The sequence below is a fragment of the Candidatus Krumholzibacteriota bacterium genome (assembly GCA_016932415.1).
Taxonomy (GTDB): domain Bacteria; phylum Krumholzibacteriota; class Krumholzibacteriia; order Krumholzibacteriales; family Krumholzibacteriaceae; genus Krumholzibacterium.
In genome coordinates this window covers 25,647-48,206 of the sequence record JAFGCX010000006.1, presented here as the reverse complement: position 1 = coordinate 48,206, position 22,560 = coordinate 25,647, and the positions used below count along the sequence as shown (strand labels likewise).

The window sequence follows — 22,560 nt, the reverse complement described above, 5'->3', positions numbered from 1 at the left end:
AGTAGCTGGATTGTTGAGCCATCATCCGACCTTGATTGCCGGAGCAGTTCGAGGTAAGAAGGCGGAGAGAAAAAATAACGGGTCGGGATATGACTCCCGGCCCGTTATTTTATTAAGAGCGCTCTGGCGCTTGGCTACGCCGCTTTTCTTTCAGCGGCGGCATTGTCACGGGCGATCTCCTTTCGCCGCATCCTTTTGAATATCTTCATCGTCTCGAATATCACAAGATAAACGACCGCGGCTCCAAGGATGTAGATCCAGTCGACGACTCCTGGTCCTTTGAACTGGAGGAAGTCCTGGACGATCGGCGTATAGATGACAGTCAGCGTGATGACGATCGAACCGAGGATGGAATAGAGGAGTATCCTGTTGGAGAAGAAATTCTTCGAGAAGATCGACCTCGATTCGTCACGGCGTGACAATATATTGACGAACTGGCAGAAGGCGATTGTCAGGTAGGCTATTGTCGTCGCCGTCGGGTAGAGGAGCGATCCGGGAGCGTCGACAGAAAAAACCGTTCCACTCCTGGACATGAAGAGCGCGTAGTTCACGAACGAAAGGGCGCCTATCGCCAGTCCGAAAAGAACAACCTCGAGAAAAGACCATTTTCCTACTATATGTTCCGATTGGTTGCGTGGAGGCCTTCTCATGATATCCTCGGTCGGAGGATCATAGGTAAGAAAGGTCAGGGGCATTATCTCGGCGAGAAGGTCTATCGCGAGGATCTGGATGGCGAGGATCGGGATCGCCCAGCCCCGCATGCTTACCGCTGCGAGTCCGAGAAGGACTACAAAGAGTTCGGCAAGGTTCGTCGTCAGCGAGGCAAGGACTGTTTTTTTCAGGTTCCTGTAAATAGTCCTCCCTTCGCGGACAGCTTCGACAAGGGTGGGAAAACTGTCGTCAAGCAGGACAAGTTCCGACGCCTCCTTTGCCACATCAGTGCCGATCCTTCCCATCGCGACTCCGATATCGGCTTTCTTGAGCGCCGGAGCGTCGTTCACTCCGTCTCCGGTAACGGCCACGACTTCACCGTTATCCTCGAGAAGGCTGACGATCCTAAGCTTGTCTTCCGGATCGACCCGGGAAAATATGATCGAATTGTGTTCGGTCATCAGGACAGCCAGCTGCTCATCGGAGATCTGCTTCAGCTCACTCCCTGTTATCGTAGGCGATTTATCGCCTGAACCGGACAGGCCTATCTGGTCGCCGATCGCCTGGGCCGTTATCGCGTGGTCGCCAGTCATGATGAAAGTCCTGATTCCAGCGTCATGGCAGAGGGTGAATGCTTCCCTGACACCATCGCGGGGAGGATCGATCATCCCTGTAAGGCCGAGAAATATAACATCCTTTTCGGCCTCTTCCATCGTGTAGTCGCGGCCATCGGAGTCGAGGGGTCGATAGGCTATGGCGAGAACGCGCAGCGCCTCCCTGGAAAACTGTTCGTAAACCGCGATTATCGTCTTTCTGTCTTCGTCTGTGATCGGTACGGCTTTTCCTCCGCGATATATGAAGCGGCTGATTAAAAGGATGCTGTCCGGCGCGCCTTTCATCGCGAGCTGCAATTTATCCCCGAACTGGCGCACCGAGTTCATCCTTTTTCGCTCTGAATCAAAAGGGAATTCCTGGAGTTCGGGGTTTTCCTCGTCCTCTGTCGGGGAGCGGGTGCCGAGTTTCGTCGACATCGTAACGAGGGCCGCTTCTGTCGGATCGCCCACCGGGTACCATCCCGGGTGGTCATCGTCAGGCTGGTGGATCTCGGCGTTCGATGCCATCGTTGCCGCGTCCATCATTATCTCTATCGCGTCGACTTCAGATTGATCGAGGTCCTTTCCCGAGTCATCCTGGATGTGGCCTTCCGGTTTATAACCGGTGCCGGTCATCTTGAACTGCCTGCCCTCGAACCAGATCTTTGTCACTGTCATCTCGTTCTTCGTCAACGTACCAGTCTTGTCGGTGCTTATCACGCTGGTCGATCCGAGTGTCTCGACCGACGGAAGGTTTTTGACAACAGCGTTCAGATCGGCCAGGCGCTTGCTCGTCGTGGAAAGGGCGACAGTCACCTGGGCCGGAAGCGCCTGTGGAACCATAGCGACAGCGATGCCGAGGGCGTAGATCATGCTCGTCAGAAAACTGAATCCCTGCCACATCGCCACTCCGAAGAGGATCGAGCTTATGACAACGACTGTAATCGTAAGGAGCCTAGCCAGGCCGGTAAACTCGCGTTCAAGAGGAGAGGGCAGATCTTCCGTAGCTTCCGTCATACCGGCGATCTTTCCCATCTCGGTATTCATTCCCGTCCTGACTACAATACCCTTGGCGCTTCCCGATGTGACGGTCGTTCCCGTAAACGCCATATTCTCACGGTCCCCGATCACTGATTCGGCCGCGATTGCTTTCGTTGTCTTGCCGACAGGCATCGATTCGCCGGTCAGGGCGAATTCCTCGGTCCGCATGTCGAATGATTCGAATATTCGAACGTCAGCGGGTATCTTGTCCCCCGCTTCGAGCTGAATGATATCCCCGGGGACGAGCCGGTCCTGCGGCAGTTCAGCGAACTCGCCGCCGCGTATCACTTTGGCGGGAGAGTCTATAAGGTTCCTGAGGCTCTCCAGTATTCTTGTCACCTTGTACTCCTGGGCGAAACCGATCCCGGCATTTATAAGGACTATGATCACCATGACTGTGGCGTCGCGGTAGCTGCCTATTGCGAAAGAGATCGCCGCCGCAACGATAAGGACAATGACAAGCAGGTCCCTGAACTGGGAAAGGAATAGAAGCCATTTCGGCATGCCGATATCGGCGGTGAGTTCGTTCGGTCCGTATTCAGCGAGCCGGCTATCCGCCTCACCGCCATCCAGGCCCTTTTCCGTCGTTCCCAGAGAGGTGAAGACTTCACTTGTTTTCATGCGATAATATTCAACTTTTTCCATGACATTACGCTCCTCGTTGAGGGTACGTTACCGGATAAGTTGTATTTAGTCAACCAGTGAGAACTTTAGCGATGGGATGAGATAAAAATATAAAAAGACAATCGAATATCTTTGTAACTGAAATTCCCTTGACTTGGCTGCGTCTGCTGATAAGATAGGCCGCAGAACTCAATTTTGTAACAAGGGGGGCAAAATGCGTGATCTGAAACGATTATGCCGGCTTGTGTTGATCGTGTGCGTTCTGACCGCGATGATTCCGGGCCTGTCAAGGGCAGGAGAGAAGGCGGGCTCGATAGGATTGTACATCTATGAGAATATCGAGGGAGCGCATACCGTATCGTCGACTGCCGGAACCGAACTGACCAATACGCTTCTCGGGTCGTTCAGGAAAGTCTCTGTCATCGACAAAGTACCGCTCGAATCGAATGAGACGGTGAGGATTCTCGACGAGATGACTAAAGACAGAAAGGTGACTGTGACCTCGATCCACACCTGGTTGTCCGGAGGAGTGATCTCATCGCCTACCCTGACATTTGCCGATGACGCGATCAAGTTCAAGGACCTTACCTGGCATATAGACCACGAAAAGATTATCAAGGATGCCACTGAAAGGGGACTCGACAAGGTGCTCTTCGGCGATTTTTCGGGATACATAGCCGATACGAATTCGAGCAATCGAAAACTCGGATCTGTAACGGTCGTGGCGAATCTCAGACTGATGACGGTAAAGGGAGAATCAGTCGAGTGGGCGAAGACTTACAGGTCGGTGACGGCGGGGTTCGATCCGCGCGTCACTTTTGATGAAGCAGTCGTCAATATCTGTAAGGCGATAGCTGATGACCTCAGCGGTGAATTTTAATCTATCGATATGGAGGAGTTTGATGAATAAATTTTCCAGAACCGTCATTCCGGCTCTCATGCTCGCGGTCTTTTTCCTGACGGGGTGTTCAGGATCCTCGCGTTACGTGGGAACCGACCAGGTCGACGATATGACCAGGGGGGTAAGCGACACTGACGTAAAGCTGCTTGCCAACTCGATAATAGAGGAGCTTCTCGCGTCGCCTTTTATAGAGCGCTATAACAAGCCGGTCACGATCTCTCTTCTTCCCATAGTCAACAGCACATCGGAATACGTGAACACCGACGCGCTGTTCGGCGAGAAGATCATGGAAGCGATAATCAACAGCGGGGCCGGCACGTTCGAATTCGTCGACAGGGCGCTTCTCGATGAGACGATCAAGGAAGCGCAGCTTGCCGCCGACGGGCTTGTCTCGCAGAACGAGGCGACAAAACTCGGACGCGCCGCCGGAGTGACCCTTCTTATGACAGGCGAACTGACATCGATAAGGACGAACACGAGAAGCGTCGACCAGAGGTATTACAAGCTTTCGCTCCGCCTTGTCGATACGGAACGGAATACCGTTGTATGGATCGCGAACGAGGATATTAGAAAGAGTTCTAAAAAGGGCTGGATGCAGTAATTTTCGAAAGGGTTTGATTTGAAAAAGATAAACATTCTATGCCTTATCGCTTTGAGTGGATTTCTTTTCGGATGCGCTGCTCCATATTCCCAGGCTCAGTTCAAGTATTTCAAAGGGGATCCGGTCGGGGCCGAAGAGATACTTACTCCGCTCGTCGAAAAGGAAGTAGAGAAGTCTGGAAGAAACCAGAACCTCTACCTGTGGGACCTTGGCGTATACAGGTTTTTTCAGGGCAATTATGACGGAGCGATTGAGAGTTTCAAGGCGAGCGTCGTCGATGCCGATATGCTGCACAGCGCCGGCGAGACTGCGGGAGCGGCTTTAACGAGCGCGTCGTCGCAGAGATACGCCGGGGATCCGATCGAGGTGTCTATCGCCTACTTCTACCTGGGGCTCTCTTACTATATGATCGGGGACTACCAGAACGCCCTGGTGGGGTTTCGAAGAAGCCTCGAAGAGGATATAAGCAAGGATATGGCGAGGCAGGGAGATATAGGTATCACCAATTACCTTATGGGTGAGGCTTTCTTTCGCACAGGCAGGTACGACGACGCGGCGGTCGCTTTCAAAAGGGCGGCCGATTACAAAAAAAGCCTTCTTCCCGCTTACGCGGGGATGTACCAGTCGAACGTGCTTCTTAACCGGACCTCGGACCTGGGGTTGATCGAGGAGCAGATCGTCAGCCTGGGAGGGCAGCGGTATTTTGACAGCGTGAAAGAGACGGGCGGCAGTGGCCTGACGCTGATCATGATGGCCGGCAGGGCGTCAAAGGTGAGCGCAGATGGCTTCATCGGAGCTTTCAGAAAAAGGGATGAGTTCAAGCAGCCCTCTTCCGATTGGAAGATCAGGATAGACAAGGGCCGGGGTCAGTTTGACCTTTATCTCACCGACAAGATGCACGATCATTTCAAGGACCAGGGCGGCGCGGGGGATGAAGCTAAAAAACAGATGACAAGAGCGATGGTCTCCCAGGGGATGAAGGCGGTTCCATGTCTTTCCGCCTTTGCTCCAAGCACCGATGCCGATCTGAGATACTGGGTGACCGTTCCGGGGGCTTTCCATGTCGCGTACATGCCAGTCATGCCGGGGAGCTATTCTATCGCCGTTTCCGGGGTCGACCAGAAGTGGTGCTATCCAGGTACGGGAGACCTCTGGGAAGGGATAGAAGTGAAGGATATTACGAGGACTCTCCTGGTGATGAACTCATTCGGATCTGTCAGCGCGGTACGGATAAAGGAACCTGTAGTTGGGGAAGAACAGTAAGGAGGACTCGATGAAGAGAATAACGGTAAGGGGGCTGTTGCTTGCGGCGTCTCTCTCGATGGTCTTATACGCAGTCGGCGCCTTCTCGGGGTGCGCTCCGGCGCGGCCGAGGCCAGAGGACCACAATGACGTACTTGATTCCGAGACGGTGGTGATGCTCGATACATGGGTGACGACGCAGCTGTCGCGGCAGAAGGAATGGGTCGAGGACAAGAACGGATTCATCGAGCCGCATATCATCCTGAGGAACAAGGGGGGCAAAACGCTCCAGATAGAGATACGGACCTATTTCAAGGACAAGTACGGCGGTACGATCGAGACAGCGGCCGATACGTGGACTCCGGCGACGATAAATCCTCATGAGGATTTTCATTATCACCGCCTCTGCCTGAAGAAGGAGGGCGTGGGATATCAGTTCCATATAAGACTGGGTAAGGAAAAGAGATAGTCGACTTCAACGGAAGGAATCGGTCATGGTGACAAAAAAATTCTTCGCCGCGCTGGCCTTCTGCCTTCTGGCAGCGCTGCCTTTCAGCCCTCTTCAGGCGCAGGTCCACTTCGACATAGGCGGCGGGATCGCCGCGCCGACCGGCGATCTTAACGATTACTGGGGGATGGGACCGGCTTTGTCCGGAACGATCCTCTTTCCCGCTACTCCATTCATCAGCGTCGGAGCCAATATCGGATTCTCCAAAATGGGGTTCGATCACGAGGCATTTCTTGATGCTATGGACGCGCCGCCGGATATCGACCTCTCGGGGGGAGACCTTTCGGTCATCAGCGCATGCGGAGAGATAAGGCTCCACGCCGGAGCGATGGAAAAGGCGTATGTTTTCGGAGGAGCGGGACTGGGGCTTTTTCATTACAGCCTATCAGATCTCACAGACGGTGAAGATTCGTTGACGTTCGAGAGCGAGAACAAGCTGGGCGGATATATCCACGCGGGCGTAGCGATGCCGATCACTCCGATAATGAAGATAGGAGTAAGGGGTCAGATGAATTTCTTCAGCAACGGTAGCGACAGTGATGACGACGAAGGCTTCGAAGATACTTCTTCCACGAATAATTATTTCAGCTTGATGGGAGTCCTGATAATAGGACTCGATTGACGGCCTGGATCTCTCTTCCCGCCGGCTGCCGAGGTGACGGAAGGGATATATGAAGATATAAATAGCCTGCCGGTCAGTCTCCATGGCTTTCCGGCAGGTCCTTTTTTAACGAGAGTCCAGTGAAATACCGCCTGCCGACGATCCTGTTGTATCTTCCGGCCGAATCGACAGAACCTTTTATGTTGCCGGCGTACCAGGTCGAACCGATGGCTGTAAGAAATCCTCCAAGGAAATATTCCTCATGGTCGAATGCCTGTATCGAAGCGGCGATAAAGAGGGAATTTACCAGCAGCGAAGCGAAGGCGCTTCTTTTGTGCCCGGCGTATAAATATCCCGCTCCTGGAACAATTGCCAGGAAACCGGCGACCGCCGGGCTTTTTGAGCCGGCGGCAAGGGCGCTCTCGCATACCCCGGTATTGTATACCGAGCTATCGTGATAAAGATCTGAGGGTGGGACCCGCAGGAAAGATCCCGCCGCCTCTTTCCAGTCCATCTCGGCGGCATACGCCATGCCGGCGAAGAAGAACCTTCCCTCGCCGTCATACTCGCCCAGTATCTCAAGAGCCTCCCTGGTCCTGGCGCCGAGGATCAGGGAGTGGAAGAGGAGGTCTCTGTCCTCATTGCTGCCGGAAGAGAGGATCTCCCTTCTGATCGCGAAGAGCCAGTCACCGGCCCTGATGAAATCGCTGCCGAGGTAATACGCCCTGCCGATACCGACAGATGCTTTCAATGAGAGATCGGAGGATCGGTCACTAAGAAGATGGATCGTTCTGTAATATTCCGTTATCGCTCTGTAATATTCCCCCCTGCCCAGAAGAAAATCACCGAAAGCGAGGATCCTGGCCGCTTCATATTCACCGCTTCGTTCGAGAGAAGCTTTGTTTTCCGTAATTTCGGCATCCCCGGCGTAAAGACCGGTCGAGAGAATGGCCAGGCATAGAAAAAGGAGATATCCTCCGGCGAACCTTCGCCTAACGGGGCGGATCATAGAACGACACCCCCCCCGGCGTCAGGATCAGGTCGTAATAGGCCGGTTCATTTCCGCATCTTAAAAGCCGGTCAGCCGTAGAGACCATACCGCGGATAAGCCCTTTTTCCGACAGCGCGATCCTTGAATAGGCCGAACAGCTTGGATACATCGGGCATCGTCCTCCCCGCGCCGGGCTTATCAGCATCTGGTATCCGGTAAAGAGCAGGCCTGCCGGCGTCGAGCCACTGTCGCTCGTAACGCGGCGGCAATTCTCGATCCGGCCGGAGTCCTCGAGAGGGTCGACCGGAGCGTTCATCGGGCCGTTTTGAACCTGAGCGGACAAAAAGAGATTGGAAATGAGGATCGCGCAGATAAAATCCATTTTCGGCACCTTTTAAAGGAATCGATAGAAGTCGATCCAAATTATCAGTTTGTGCCGCGCCAGTCAAGAGATGATGAGCACCTCGATGAGGCGATTAATCCCGATGAGAAGTGATGTTCGATCTTTTTCCGACCCGGCGGCGCGAATCCCAGCCGACACCGGGGTTTTTCGTAGCGGAAGCCGGTATTAATAATGATGTAACCTGGTGAAAAGATTTAAATTACGATAAGGTGTAATTTACTTATTCAGATATATCGAAATAATTTGACAACAGATATTATGACCTGTATTGTTAACAGGTGAAAATAAATATCATTACTCAAGCAGTATCAAAAGTTTGCTGCCGGAGCGTTTTCTAGAATGGGAGGGTACAATTGAAAGGCCGGGTACTAGTAATCGATGATGAGGCCGAGATCAGACGGAACCTGACCGTAGGCCTGACGCAGGAAGGATTCAGCGTAGTCACATGCCCTGACGGGATCTCAGCCATTCATGAGCTTAACTCTTCCAGGGACAAGGGAATAACATATGATTATCTGGTAACCGATATCTTCATGCCTGATATAGACGGACTGAAGATCCTCAAGGTGATCAAGATCCAGTATCCCGAACTCCCCGTTCTCGTTATAACGGGGTTTGGAGATGAATCTCTTGAGGCGACCGCCCTTTCCGAGGAGAATACAGGTTATCTAAACAAACCGTTCGAGATACCTGATCTTGTCGAAGCCCTCGAAGAACTCTCTCCCGGTTCGACCGACGCGGGAAACGCCGGTACTGCCGAAGAGATCGAACCGGATATGCGCGAGTCGATGAGCGCTTACCTGACGATAAGGATAACCGATCCGGACAGAAGCATGGAGATCTTCAATGAACTCTACCAGATGGAGGGCGTCCAGCGATGTGAAGCGGTAAGGGGAGAATTCGATATAATAGTGCTTCTTCAGACCACTTCCGTTGAAAAGATCAAGGCGCTTCACGAGAAGATCGGCAGGATCGAAGGGATCGAGGTCGCCTCTCTCGCTGAAGTCGAAAGGCCCAAACTCGACAGGGATATCGATGAATTCGTAAAGATATATTCTGACGCGGTAAAGCAGCCCGGCCAGGTGACGTCGGGAAAACAACCGGGTACGACGAGCTATATCATCGTGGATATAGACAAGAACGCGATCCAGCAGATTTTCACGACGGTATTCTTTATCGATGAAGTGGTCTTCTGCGATGTGATCGAAGACGGTTCGAAACTTGTCGGTATGATCACGGGCGGGTCGATGGGCAGGACGCCGAAAGTCATAGCGAAACTGAGCGAGATAGACGGAGTCCTCAGGGTGCGTGAAGCGAAGATCATCAAGCTGGTCGAGTAGACAGGACAGAGGGATCAAATTGACTGGACAGAGAGAAGATAATTTCAGTTACCGCCTGTGGCGCTATGATGGGGAACCGGGAGAGCTAATTCCGTTGCTTCAATCGGCCCAGGATCATTTCGGATATATTCCGCGCAAGGCGATAAGTTATATCTCCGGCGTGACAGGTATCCCCGAGTCGGAGATATACGGAGTGATCACCTTTTACAGCCAGTTCAGACTGCAGCCGATGGGCAAGTACGTGATCAAGGCGTGCGCCGGGACAGCGTGTCACGTGTCAAACTCGAAGATGATAATCGAGACAATCGAGGACGAGCTCGGGATAGAAGTGGGTGGCACTACCGGTGACGGCTTGTTTACCCTTAATACCGTTGCCTGCATCGGTTGCTGTTCGCTCGCTCCGGTGATCATGATCAATGACGATACTCACGGGCGACTGACCCCCGCCTCGTTGAGAAAATTGCTGAGAAGCTACAAGCGCAGGGAAAAATCACCCCGGGGCGATGAATCGGCAGCGTGATCGCACCGGCAGAGGATATATTCGAGGTGGACTGGTGCATCTTCTACAAAATCATGGAGTCAGTAAATGAAGAAAGTGATCGTGGGGATGGGCACGTGCGGCCTGTCCGCGGGAGCCCGGCAGACGTATGACAGGTTCAATGAACTGCTCTCAGACGCTCCGGGAAAGTTCGAGCTTGCCCAGACGAGTTGCATCGGGATGTGCTACAGAGAGCCTCTCGTCGAGATAAGGGAGGGGGAAGAAAGGGTACTTTACGGAGAGGTCACTCCCGAACTGGTCGATGAGATCTATGAGAGACATATAATAAAAGGTGAACTCCTTGAGGAACATATCGCCCTCAGGCTTGGCAAAGGATCTGCCGTCGAGGGATCGGAAACCGAATTCTATTCCCCGCAGGATAAGATCGTGCTCAGAAACTGCGGGACGATCGACCCCGAATCAATAAGCGAATATGAAGCGAAGCGGGGATACGAATCAGTCCGCAAAGCCCTCCGATCGATGACGCCGGAAGAGATAATCGCCGTGATCAAGGAATCGGGATTGAGGGGGCGCGGAGGGGCGGGGTTCCCCACCGGATTGAAATGGTCTTTTGCCGCCGGTTACAAGTCAGATATTAAATATGTAGTCTGTAACGCCGATGAAGGGGACCCGGGGGCTTTTATGGACCGGTCGGTCCTTGAGGGTGACCCGCACTCAGTGCTCGAGGGGATGGTGATATGCGGAAAGGCGATAGGCGCGTCCAGGGGATTTATCTACTGCAGGGCGGAATATCCTCTCGCCATCCGCAGGCTGAATATCGCGATCGGGGCGGCAAGGGAAAAGGGATATCTCGGTAAGGATATCCTCCAATCAGGGTTTTCATTCGATATAGAGATCAAACAGGGAGCCGGAGCTTTCGTTTGCGGCGAGGAGACGGCTCTTTTCGCCTCGATAGAAGGCCAGAGGGGGATGCCGAGGATAAGGCCTCCCTTTCCCGCGGAGAAGGGGTTGTGGGCGAAACCGACGAATAACAATAACGTGGAGACATATGCCAATGTGCCATGGATCATAGATAACGGAGCCAGCGCCTACGCGGCGTTCGGAACGGAAAAGAGCAGGGGGACGAAGGTCTTTGCCCTGGCGGGAAAAGTAGTCCGCGGAGGTCTCGCCGAGGTCCCGATGGGAACCTCGATCCATGATCTCGTTTTCAATATCGGAGGAGGGATCAAGGACGGGCGAAAATTCAAGGCTGTTCAGATGGGCGGCCCGTCGGGGGGATGTATCCCGGCCCATCTTGACTATACTCCGGTTGACTTTGAATCGATCCCGGCAACGGGGGCGATCATGGGATCAGGCGGGATGGTCGTTCTTGATGACAGGACCTGCATGGTCGAGATAGCAAGATTTTTCCTCGAGTTCACTCAGGAAGAATCATGCGGAAAATGCACTTTCTGCAGGATCGGTACGCTCAGGATGCTGGAGATACTGACGAGGATCACAAAGGGTGAAGGCGAACCGGAAGATATAGACAAACTGCTTGTCCTCGGAGAACAGATCAAGGAGGCGAGCCTGTGCGGCCTCGGTCAGACGGCGCCCAATCCGGTCCTTTCGACGATAAGATATTACCGCGATGAGTATGAAGCACACATCAATGATAAAAAATGTCCGGCAGCAAGTTGCTCGGCCCTGGTCGATTTCATGATCGATCCGGACAAGTGCACCGGATGCACCATCTGCGCAAAAAATTGTCCGGTCGACGCGATCACCGGAAAGTCCAAAGAGGTCCATGTCATCGACGGATCGATCTGTGTCAAATGCGGAAAATGCATAACCAGTTGTAACTTTGACGCTGTTTACAAGGAATAAGGGAAGGTCTCGTGGAAAAGATCAGGATAATTATCAATGGCCGGGAGGTCGAAGCCGTTCCTGGCAAGACGATCCTGGAAGTAGTCAGGGAATATCAGATCGATGACATTCCCACTCTTTGCCATTCGGAGGAGCTTGAACCTTACGGATCGTGTTTTCTGTGCGTTGTCGAGGTCAAGGGAAGAAACAATCTTGTCCCGGCATGCGCCACGAGGATCTCGCCGGGGATGGAGATCGAGACAAGGAACGAACGGGTGATCGCTTCGAGAAAGACCGCTCTCGAACTGCTTCTTTCCAATCATTACGCTGACTGCGTCTCTCCATGCATGGAAGGATGCCCCGCGGGAGTGGATGCCCAGGGGTACATAGCCCTTTCCGCGATGGGGCAGTACGCCAGGGCAGTCGATCTGATCCGGGAGACGAACCCTCTTCCCGCCATCTGCGGGAGAGTCTGCGTCAGGAAATGCGAAGTGGTCTGCCGCAGGATCGACATCGACGCAGCAGTTGGAATAAACGCCATAAAAAGATTCGTGACCGATCAGCCTGGAGTCTATGACGGACAGCCGGAGCGTGAGGCGGAAACGGGGAAAAGCGTCGGGATCGTCGGCGCGGGCCCCGCCGGTCTTACCGCGGCATGGTTCCTTGGGAAGAAGGGCCACAAACCTGTCATTTACGAAGCCCAGCCGAGATCGGGCGGCATGCTGCGCTACGGGATACCGGTCTACAGACTCCCCGATGATGTCATCGACGCGGAGGTCGCTCATATCCTCAAGGCAGGCGGAGAGATCAGGTACAATACTTCCGTAGGGTCAGATATCAGCATCGATGAGCTGATGAAAAAGCATGACGCCGTTTTCCTGGGAACGGGAGCGTGGGCCGGAAAGCCGATGAGGGTCGAGGGAGAATTCGAGACGGAAGGGATAGAGACGGGTGCTGAATTCCTGCCCAGGATGAATGAAGATCCGCAGCCTATCACCGGCACTATCGTCGTCGTGGGTGGCGGTAACACAGCGATGGATGTCGCCAGGCTATCCTGGAGGCTAGGCGCAGACAAGGTGATTGTCCTCTATCGCAGGACCAGGGATGAGATGCCGGCTGACAGGATGGAGATCGAGGAGTGCCTGGAAGAAAGCATAGAGATCATGGAGCTTGCCGCTCCAGTCGGGATAATCTCCGAAAACGGGAAATTGAAAGCGCTCAGATGCCTGAGGATGAAACTTGGGGAACCGGATGAATCGGGGCGGCGCAGACCGGTCCCGATGGAGGGTTCAGAGTTCGATCTCCCATGTCAGACCGCGATCTCCGCGATCGGACAGGCTCCGGTCCTTGATGGCGTCTCGACAGTCGCCGGCAGGGAACTCGAGCTTACGAAATGGAATACCGTAGTCACAGATAATGAGACGATGAAGACTAACATAGAAGGACTCTTCGCCGGCGGCGATAATGCTGATGACGGACCAACCGTCGTGATCGACGCTGTAAGGGACGGGCAGAGGGCTGCAAAGGCTATCGACGCTTTCCTGCGCGGAGAGGAGATGGCGCGAAAACCGTTTATCGTAAGGAAAGAATTCTGGAGCAAACCTGGAAGACTCGAACTGGGTGATATCAAGGAGAGTCCGCGACACGAAGTGCATATGAGCGATGTCGAATCAAGAAAGGGTAATCTTGACGAGGTCGCCACTGGATTTGAATTCGAGGACAATACGCATGAATGCGATAGATGCCTCTCTTGCGGCTGCGTAAGATATTACGACTGCGACCTTCGGCTCTACGGCGAGGAATACGGTGTAGATATGGAGAGGTTCAAGGGACAGGTGAGAAAGCACAAGGTCGATGAACGCCATCCATATATCATATACGATCCGAATAAATGTGTTCTATGCGCCCGTTGCATAAGGACCTGCGCCAGAGTCCTCCCGATCTCGGCGATAGGGCTTGTCGGCCGTGGTTTCAAGACTGAAGTCAGGCCGGCGATGAACGATCCTCTGGTCGAAACGAGTTGCGTCAGTTGCGGCAACTGCGTCGATTCATGTCCTACCGGCGCTCTTACGGTCAAATATCCCTTCAACGGTCGGGCAGCTCTGGAATCCGACACGGTCGAGACTCATTGCGGATTCTGTTCGCTGGCCTGTCCCATTAAAGTGCGCAAAGTGAGCGACACAAGATATTATATAGAACCATCGGGGAAAGCCGGCGATTATCTCTGCAGGTACGGCCGTTTTGGACATGAACTGTTCATCAAAAAGGGAAGGATAACCGCGCCGCGCGTCAGAAAAGGGGAGAGCCCCGATAGAGTCACCATCGAGGAGGCGGCCGGAAAGATAGTAAGCGGGATGAGGAAAGCCGCGGAGAAATACGGCGCCGACAAGACGGGAGTCTTCGTGTCGCCAGAATTGACTAACGAGGAGATATATCTCGCCGGAAGGATCGCGAGAGAAGGAATCGGGACCGGTAATATATCTTCCCTGTCGGTGCTTGGCAGTAACAGGCCTGACGGAGTCCTCGACCGGTCTTTCGGTTTTACCGCGTCGACAGCCGACAGCGGCTGCATCGGCGACGCCGATCTTATCATCTGTAACAATACTTCCCTGGAATCGGACCACCTGATCCTGGCTGTAGATGTCATTGAGGCTGTCCGCAAGGGAGCGAAACTGATCGTCTCCAATTCGACACTCGACACGACTGACCAGCTTCTTGCCGAACAGACGATCGATCCGATGCGTGGAAGATCATCGGTACTGTTTAACGGGATAATCCAGCAGATGCTCGATGACGGTCTAATCGGCGGGGGTAGCCTTGACAGTATCCCCGGATCGAAAGAGTTCCTCGATTCGATGGATTTTGACCCCCATACGGTCGCCGAGTTGACGGGAGTCGACACGGAGACTATAAAAAAGATCACTACGATCATTACGACGGCTAATAACGTGGTGATCATCCACAGCCCCGACAGGCAGCAGGACCAGTCTTCCGGCGATATGGAAGCTCTGGCCAATCTTGTCGTGCTTCTCAGGTCGGCCGGTAAAAAGGCGGATCTTCTGCTTCCACGGATCATTTCGAACAGCGCCGCCCTTGAAGTCCTCGGAGCTGATCCTGCTTTCATGCCTGGCAGAAAGAGGATCGAACCTTCGCTTTCGAAGACTCATTGCAGGGAGGAGCTTCTCGGCCTTCTGGAAAAGGGAGAGCTCAAAGCCGCCCTGGTCATCGGTGAGGATCCTCTGGCATGGAATCAGACGGCGGCATGGTTCCATAATATCGAATTTCTCGCGGCGATGGATTGGACAGCGACGGAGACGGTCGAATATGCCGATGTTGTCCTTCCAGGATCGACATATCTCGAGACCTCAGGTCACAGGTGCGATTACCTGGGCAACCTGGTGGAATATTCCCAGGCTGTCAGACCGCCTTCAGGATCATCGGGGATCGATATCCTGTCAACCCTGGCCGGAGAGTTCGGGATCTCGATAAAGAAAGAGATCGGAATCGAGATCGATGAACTGGTAAAAGAATCTCTTGGAAGTATGAAACCGTATTACTGGAACACTGGCGAGAAAAAGTCACAGATCAACGGTTTGCGACTTGTTCCCGTCGACCGGGAATTGAAAAAGGTCGTTATTCTTCCGCCCCTGACTCATGGCGCCCGCTACAAGAAGGAAGTCAGGGAGGTAGGCACGGAGAGGTTCCGGGTCAAGATCTGATCTCTGGTTTTCGATAGAGCTCTGGCCGTGATCACCGACTGTACAAACTGGAGAGTTGCGCGCATGTTTCAATCGAAGGACCTTATAAACTTCATGGAGGGTAACTTTGATTACCTGATGGTAGTCGATGGCGAAGACAGGATCATACATATAAGCGAGGTACTTCTCGCGGAGTGTTTCCCACTGTTTCTCTCCGTAATAAACAAAAGGCTTCCCGATATACTGGATAAATCATCGTTCATGACGTTTGGATCGGCTATCAGGCAGGTCCGTTCAAACGGGAGGGGGATAGCGATCTTCTCGCCGAAGGGAGAGAAACCCGTCTCGATACCCCTGAAGGCTGGATTGTTGAATACCGACGAAGGAGAGATATATATCTTTTTCGGAAGCCGCCTTCTCGGCCGCAAGAACCAGGAAGAGTGGGAAAAGGACGAAAGGATCAAGGAACTGGCCTGCATCTACAATGTATCTGAACTTATAGAGGTCACTTCTTCGATAGAAGAATTCTTTAACAGGCTGCCGAGGGTCCTTGGCCCGGGGATGCTCCATCCGGAAGAGATAATCATCTATTCGGAATACCAGGACGTAGAATATGGTCAGAAGCCGAGCGAGGATAATTATATATCTGTGAAATTGTGGACGGGCAGTACTCAAAAGGGGGAGATCCGGGCGGGATATCTTGATAATACATTCAAACTGCTTCCCGAAGAACAGAAGATGCTCGATGAGATCGGCAGGATGCTCAATGTCGCCCTTGAAAGGAAAGCGCTGAAGAACAGGCTTACACTCAAGCAGGAGGAAGAGGCCGATTACAACGCCCGGCTTGCCGAGCTCAAAAGGGAGATCGCCGAAAGGACAGAGGAAATAGAGGAACAGAAAAATAATCTTAAGATCGTAAACTCCTATCTCGATCGCGTAAGGGGCGGATGGGAAGAAGCGAGAGGCAGACTTGAGACTATTTTCGAGGCGATACCCGATGACGTAGTATTGATAGACAAGATGCACCGGATAGTGATGACGAACAGGGAGAATGTCGAGCCAGGAGAATTCTGCTACAAGGAGTTCTTCGACAGGGACAAACCGTGCGAGGATTGCCGGCTCGCGAGAATCCTCCGGGAAAAAAGACCGCTGACGCTTACGATGAAGCAGGGGGAGAAATATACTCATGTCCAGGCGCTCCCCGTCTACGACCAGGAGCATGAGGTCGACGGCATACTTGAATTCTACAGGGACATCACACTTGAGAAGACGTACGACCAGCAACTTCAGCAGGCGGACAAACTCGCATCGCTGGGTCAGCTGGTCAGCGGTATCGGGCACGAGATAAACAATCCGAACCAGTTTATCAGGGGTAATATCAAGATAATTAAACAGGCTCTGGAGGATATGCTGCCGATAGTCGATCAGTATCAGGCGGCGCACCAGGACCTGAAGATAGCGAGACTCAAATACGATTTCTTCAGGGAGCATATCATGACTCTCGTGGATGATATGGCCCATGGTTCTGACAGGATAAAGGGGATCGTCGAGGGACTTCGGACTTTTGTCCGCAAGGACGAGGGGTTGCTGGTCGACAAGGTCGATATCAACACTATCATAGAGGCGAGCGCGAGGCTCGTCCACAACCAGGTAAACAAGAGGGCCGATATCAAGCTCGATCTTGCTGAAAATATTCCGACCTTTACGGGAAACTCACAGAAGATCGAACAGGTGCTGGTAAACCTTATCGTCAACGCGGGCGACGCGATGCATGATGACGTCAAGGGTACGGTGACCGTGAGGACTTCTCTGCAGGATGGTTTTATTCACATAGATGTGATCGATGACGGACTGGGAATGAATGAGAGCACCCTCAAGCAGATATTCGATCCGTTTTTCACGACCAAAAGGGCTCGGGGCGGGACGGGGCTCGGGCTGCCGATAGTATTCCGGATTGTAGAGGAGCATGGCGGGATAATCTCCGTCAAAAGCCGACCTGGCGAGGGAACTACCTTCTCGATCAAACTGCCGGCGGCGAAAGAACATGGAGGAAACGCGAAAGGGAAGAATTGAAAGAGATACTGATAGTCGATGATGACGTAGCTGTGACCAATTATCTTATGGTCTTTCTCGTGCAGACGGATCTTTTCAATCCTACCATCATAAATAATTCGATTGAAGTCGAAGCGCTTCTGGACAAAAACAGGTTCGATGTCGTTATCCTCGATATGGATATGCCAGGCGTAAGCGGCATGGACATACTCAGAACAATGAGGGGAAAGGGTGACAACACCCCCGTCATCATACTCACCGGAGTAAGCGACGTTGACCTTGCCGTGAAAGCGATGAAACTGGGAGCTTTCGATTATCTCATCAAACCGGTTGAGGACGACAAGCTTCTCGAAGTCCTCGACCGGGCGATCGAACAGAGCGTTATCGAAAAGACGATCGGCGACCTTCCTCCAAAGCTGACAAGGGAGAGCCTGACCCACGAAGCGGCTTTTGAACCGTTCAAGACGAAGGATCCGGGCATGATTAGGCTCTTTCACCATGCCGAAAAAGTAGCGCTCAGCGATCTGAGTATATTTATATGGGGCGAGAGCGGAACTGGAAAAGAAACTCTGGCAAGGGCGATTCATCAGGCCAGCCCGAGAAGCGGTAAACTTTTCGCCGCCCTCGACGCGGACAGCCTCGATCCCGAGACGTTGCCATCGTTCTTTTTCGGCCAGGCGGGAGACTGGAGCGGTTCACAGAAGGAGAACCCCGGGCTCATTGACAGGGCCGATCATGGAACGGTATTTTTAAATAATATTGACCAGTTGACCCTGCCGATGCAGGTCAGGCTCAAGCGCCTGATCCAGAAGGGTGAGTATTACCAGGAGAACTCGACCAGGATAAGGAACGCCGACGTGCGCCTTATAGTATCTTCGACGCATGATCTCACCAGGATCGAGTACAAGGACACCTTCTCCAGGGATCTCCTTTACCACCTTATGGTCAATTCGATAAGGATCCCTTCCTTAAGGGAGCGGGCAGCCGATATCCCGGTGCTCGCGCAGGTCTTTCTCGAAGAAGAGGTCGAAAGGACAGGAAAGGATATAAAGGGATTCTCGGATGATTTTCTCGAAGTCCTTGAAAACTATGACTTTCCCAATAACGTACAGGATCTGAGGACGATAATTGAGACCGCCGTTGCCAACGAAGTATCTGACATCATCCAGGTCGAAGCGATGTCGAGCTACATCAAAGGCAGGATCGAACCGGTCGATACGGCTGACGAGGAACCTTATGTATCGAGGAAACTCGATTCGGTGATAAGGGATCATGTACTTGTGACGCTTCAGCATTTTGGAGGCGACAGGGATCTGGCAGCCGGCGAACTTGGAATATCGCTCGAAAGGCTCGCCCGGATCATCGACGGTTGAACCGCGAAGCCGATATTCCTCTCGAAATGAACGATGATTTCCGGCAGGTTGATTCGATGAGCTTTCGTTATACGCGCTTTAGCCGATTCGGAACCTTTTCATGAAAAGAAACAGACCAGGCGTTCTTGTCATTATTATCCTCTGCGCGATCGTACTCGCTGGATTTCTGCTCAGGGCGTACCATATCGATTATCCACCTATCGGGTATCATTCGATGAAAGAGGTCCATTACCTGTCCGTGGCGAAAGGGTATCTCGACCATGGAGATCTTCTCCACAAGAGAGTCCTCTACTCGGGGACGTCGAGAGGTGAAGGGTATATGGAATCTTTCCCCCAGTTTCCTTTTCTGCCGTTGATCTACTACGCTATATGGAGTTTTTTCGGGGTCCATCTGTGGATCGCCAGGCTGGTCGTGATCGTCTTCTCGCTCGCGTCGGCAGTGCTTTCCTGGCTGGTAGCGAGGGAGCTCGAGGCCGATGATGGTACGGCGATGCTGACGGCATTCTTTATGGCAATCATGCCCCTCCCGGTCTTTTTCGGAAGAAATATCCAGCCGGACGCGCCCGCTTTGTTTTTCCTTCTTCTCGCGACTCTCTTCTTCCTCAGATGGATCAGTTCGTTCAGAGGGAGGGATCTTGTTGTATTCTCTGTCGCTCTGTGCGCGGTCGCGCTGGTGAAGGGGACTTTTCTCATCCTGGTCCTGCCGCTGTTTTTTCTCTTTCCCTGGGCGGTCCTTGGCGACAGGGTAGAGAGGAGAAAAATTGCGAGGCAGACAGTATGGCCGGCGGCAGGCGCGATCGTCGTCGCGGCGTGGTTGGTGATTACCCGCCTGACTCTCGTCTATTCCGACGATCTCTTTCCTCTTGAAAGGATCTTTCTGCCGCAGGCTTTCTCATTATCGTTCTGGAATGCAGTGCTGCCGGTGATCTGGGAGCACGTCGGCGATAATTATACGTATATTTATTTCTCTTTCGCCTGCGTCGGCCTGTTATGGAGCCTGATGAACTCCCGGACGAAGATGGCTCGATATATTCTCGGCGCTGTGGCCGCCGCGCCCGTTTATTTCGTCATTCTGTCAGATTTCGCCACGAGGCACAGCTATTACCATATGCCTTTTCTTCCAGCTGTATGTCTTGCCGCGGCGGCAGGCGTCGTCGAAGCGGCTTCGCTGACCGACCTGATGAAAAGGAAACATGTAAAGACGATCGTCGTCATAATCCTGATCCTTGCCGCTGTTCCTTCGCTGAGGAACCGGTATTACAGGCATTTTGATGTCCTGGCGCTTGGCAGCGACATAGCTGGCGAATATATAAGGGATCATGGAAGCGAGGATGGCAGGGTATTTATATCATTCGCCTCTCCGTCAGACAATAGATTCGATGGCTACAGGACGCAGCTCTACGGAACGTTGTGGGCATCTGGGAAAAGGGGGAATCTTCTTCCGAACGATTACAAAAAGATAATCTCCGCCGAGTTCGAGCATAATTTCGAGTGGATACTGTTGTACGACAGTGAATGGTTGAAAAAGGACCAGCCGGTCATGGATTACATCAGGACTAACTACGATATCAAACAGATCGGCTACAGGGATGACCAGCTTATATACTACCTTCTCAGGAGAGGAAGAAAGTTCGATCCGTCGGAGCTGGATGACAGGCCGATCCGCAACGCGGGCAGTTACCGTTTCAGTTTCGGGACTGTCGATATCAATGTAAGGGAGATCTGATAAAGCGCCGTTCTACTGATTTTCCATGCAGCACACTGGTCTTTCCAAAAAAATTTTTTAATATTGACGGGCGGGAGGGAATTATTTTATCCTTTCACCGTATAATTCTAAACCGATATTGATGGTATCCTTTAACAGTTGATAAACTGATTCAGTGATACCATTTTCGCGTGGTTTAATATCTGATTGAACTGATTCGAAAGGAGCGATCTGTGATCGAGATAACGGATTTGACAAAATACTATGGCGATCTATGCGCCCTCGATCATATTAACCTGACGATCGAGAAGGGGAAGATCCTCGGGCTTCTCGGACCTAACGGAGCGGGGAAGACCACAGCGATGAGGATCATGACGGGGTTTCTCTCCCCTTCATCCGGAACGGTGACGGCAAAAGGGATCTCCGTGGTGGAAGACCCTCTCGGGATCAAACAGATGATAGGTTATCTCCCCGAGTCCGCGCCGATCTACCAGGAGATGATCGTGTATGACTATCTTGTATATGTCTCGCAGATACACGGACTCGATGAAAAGGCAAGGGGCGACAAGATCAGCGAACTTGCCGACGTCTGCGGTCTGAGGGACGTTATGCACCGGACTCTTCATGAACTGTCGAAAGGGTACAAACAGCGCGTGGGTCTGGCGCACGCGATGATAAGCGATCCGGAGATACTTGTGCTCGACGAGCCGACGTCGGGACTCGATCCGAACCAGATCGTCGATATAAGGGATATAATCAGGAAGATAGGAAAAGAGAAGACCGTCATACTGTCGACGCATATCCTGAGCGAGGTCGAAGCGACCTGCGACAGGGTCGTGGTGATAAACAGGGGGAAAATAGTCGCCGACGGAAGCACCGAGGACCTCAAACGTTCTTCGATGTCGGAATACACGCTCAACCTTGTGATCGACCAGGCTCCGGCCGAAGAGGTGGAAAAAAGACTTTCAAAGATCGCCGGAGTATCTTCGGTCGGCAGGGGAGAACCGAGATCTGATGGAGTGGCATATCTCCTTCATTGCGATACCGAAAAGGATATCCGAAGCGAAGTCTACCGCAGCATCAGAGGGACAGAATGGCTTCTACTCGAGTACCGGCAGGAATCGAAGAGCCTGGAACACATATTCAGAGAACTGACAAAGGAGAACTAGAAATGGTTGGGACCGGAAATTTTTCTTATATCTTCAGGAGGGAATTCAAGGTTTACTTTATATCTCCGATAGCGTATATCGTGATATCGGTATTCCTGATTCTCACCGGCTGGTTTTTCTTCTCGACATTCTTCCTTTACAATCAGGCGCAGATGAGGGATTTTTTCTCGCTTCTTCCGATAATCTTTTCCTTTATTATCCCGACAGTCACGATGCGCCTCTTTTCAGAAGAATTCAATACGGGTTCTTACGAGATACTCGCAACCCTGCCGGTGACTTTCGGGGAGATCATCGCGGGGAAATTTCTCGCCGCCGTGTCATTTGTCGCGATGATGCTCCTGCCGACGCTAAGCTACGCGGTATTTATTGCTTTTCTCGGGGATCTCGACTGGGGACCTGTGATCGGAGGATATATCGGAGCGATCCTTCTTGGTGGTGCGTTCAGCGCCGTCGGCATCTTTGCTTCGGCTCTTACGAGAAACCAGATAATCGCTTTCATTGTCGGGATGATCATCTGCATCGCACTGACGTTGATCGACAAGCTTTTGTTTTTTCTTCCCGAATCGATGCTGGGATTTTTCCAGTATATCGGGGCTGATTATCATTTTCAGAATGTCGCCAGGGGTGTCCTGGACTCAAGGGATCTGCTTTATTTCGTCAGCCTGATCTTTATCGCGCTCTTTGGCGCGCACCTGGTTGTCGAGGAAAAGAAATAGAGGAGGC

17 protein-coding genes are annotated in these 22,560 nt (G+C 52.6%); 14 read left to right on the top strand and 3 right to left on the bottom strand.

The features are described 5' to 3' along the window. Positions 1–134: 134 nt before the first annotated feature. Complete coding sequence (locus JW814_00740; GenBank protein ID MBN2069953.1) at positions 135–2,930, bottom strand: cation-transporting P-type ATPase; 2,796 nt, start codon at positions 2,928–2,930, stop codon at positions 135–137. 193 nt (positions 2,931–3,123) lie between these two features. Here JW814_00740 and JW814_00735 point away from each other — a divergent pair, with 193 nt between their 5' ends. From JW814_00735 to JW814_00715, 5 genes are read left to right on the top strand one after another with little or no spacing between them, the layout of a single operon-like run. Next, complete coding sequence (locus tag JW814_00735) at positions 3,124–3,789, top strand: hypothetical protein (protein MBN2069952.1); 666 nt, start codon at positions 3,124–3,126, stop codon at positions 3,787–3,789. Between the two features lie 22 nt (positions 3,790–3,811). Next, positions 3,812–4,411, top strand: a complete 600-nt coding sequence (locus JW814_00730; GenBank protein MBN2069951.1) for a hypothetical protein — start codon at positions 3,812–3,814, stop codon at positions 4,409–4,411. Positions 4,412–4,429: 18 nt separating this feature from the next. Continuing rightward, a complete protein-coding gene (locus tag JW814_00725; GenBank protein MBN2069950.1) occupies positions 4,430–5,674 on the top strand; it encodes a tetratricopeptide repeat protein in 1,245 nt (414 codons plus the stop codon). 10 nt (positions 5,675–5,684) lie between these two features. Next, on the top strand, positions 5,685–6,122 hold the full coding sequence (locus tag JW814_00720; GenBank protein ID MBN2069949.1) for a hypothetical protein: 438 nt from the start codon (positions 5,685–5,687) through the stop codon (positions 6,120–6,122). A gap of 25 nt (positions 6,123–6,147) precedes the next feature. Next, the gene (locus JW814_00715) at positions 6,148–6,783 is read left to right on the top strand and encodes a hypothetical protein (protein ID MBN2069948.1); all 636 of its coding nucleotides are present in this window, start codon (positions 6,148–6,150) and stop codon (positions 6,781–6,783) included. Between the two features lie 73 nt (positions 6,784–6,856). Here JW814_00715 and JW814_00710 read toward each other — a convergent pair whose 3' ends face one another. Both JW814_00710 and JW814_00705 read right to left on the bottom strand, forming a co-directional pair. Next, positions 6,857–7,771 carry a hypothetical protein gene (locus JW814_00710; protein ID MBN2069947.1) on the bottom strand — a complete coding sequence of 305 codons (915 nt, stop codon included), beginning with the start codon at positions 7,769–7,771 and terminating at the stop codon, positions 6,857–6,859. Then, positions 7,755–8,135, bottom strand: a complete 381-nt coding sequence (locus tag JW814_00705) for a membrane protein insertion efficiency factor YidD (GenBank protein ID MBN2069946.1) — start codon at positions 8,133–8,135, stop codon at positions 7,755–7,757. The genes JW814_00710 and JW814_00705 overlap by 17 nt, the downstream gene beginning before the upstream one ends. Before the next feature lie 374 nt (positions 8,136–8,509). Between JW814_00705 and JW814_00700 the strand changes: the two genes are divergently transcribed. The 9 genes from JW814_00700 (at position 8,510) to JW814_00660 (ending at position 22,553) form a co-directional block, all read left to right on the top strand. Beyond that, on the top strand, positions 8,510–9,496 hold the full coding sequence (locus tag JW814_00700) for a response regulator (protein ID MBN2069945.1): 987 nt from the start codon (positions 8,510–8,512) through the stop codon (positions 9,494–9,496). A 19-nt stretch (positions 9,497–9,515) separates the two neighbouring features. Beyond that, positions 9,516–10,016: an NADH-quinone oxidoreductase subunit NuoE gene (nuoE, locus tag JW814_00695; protein ID MBN2069944.1), complete on the top strand. Its 501-nt coding sequence runs from the start codon at positions 9,516–9,518 to the stop codon at positions 10,014–10,016. 66 nt (positions 10,017–10,082) lie between these two features. Then, positions 10,083–11,861 carry an NADH-quinone oxidoreductase subunit NuoF gene (locus tag JW814_00690; protein ID MBN2069943.1) on the top strand — a complete coding sequence of 593 codons (1,779 nt, stop codon included), beginning with the start codon at positions 10,083–10,085 and terminating at the stop codon, positions 11,859–11,861. Between the two features lie 11 nt (positions 11,862–11,872). Beyond that, positions 11,873–15,559 carry an FAD-dependent oxidoreductase gene (locus tag JW814_00685; GenBank protein MBN2069942.1) on the top strand — a complete coding sequence of 1,229 codons (3,687 nt, stop codon included), beginning with the start codon at positions 11,873–11,875 and terminating at the stop codon, positions 15,557–15,559. Between the two features lie 63 nt (positions 15,560–15,622). After that, complete coding sequence (locus JW814_00680) at positions 15,623–17,611, top strand: hypothetical protein (GenBank protein ID MBN2069941.1); 1,989 nt, start codon at positions 15,623–15,625, stop codon at positions 17,609–17,611. Then, positions 17,608–18,963, top strand: coding sequence for a sigma-54-dependent Fis family transcriptional regulator (locus tag JW814_00675; protein MBN2069940.1), 1,356 nt, complete (start codon positions 17,608–17,610; stop codon positions 18,961–18,963). The genes JW814_00680 and JW814_00675 overlap by 4 nt, the downstream gene beginning before the upstream one ends. Before the next feature lie 100 nt (positions 18,964–19,063). Continuing rightward, positions 19,064–20,689: a glycosyltransferase family 39 protein gene (locus tag JW814_00670; protein MBN2069939.1), complete on the top strand. Its 1,626-nt coding sequence runs from the start codon at positions 19,064–19,066 to the stop codon at positions 20,687–20,689. A gap of 212 nt (positions 20,690–20,901) precedes the next feature. After that, entirely contained in the window at positions 20,902–21,837 is a 936-nt protein-coding gene (locus JW814_00665; protein MBN2069938.1) for an ATP-binding cassette domain-containing protein, read from the top strand. A 2-nt stretch (positions 21,838–21,839) separates the two neighbouring features. After that, positions 21,840–22,553 (top strand): ABC transporter, encoded by a 714-nt coding sequence (locus JW814_00660; GenBank protein ID MBN2069937.1) that lies wholly within the window; start codon positions 21,840–21,842, stop codon positions 22,551–22,553. Positions 22,554–22,560: the final 7 nt, after the last annotated feature.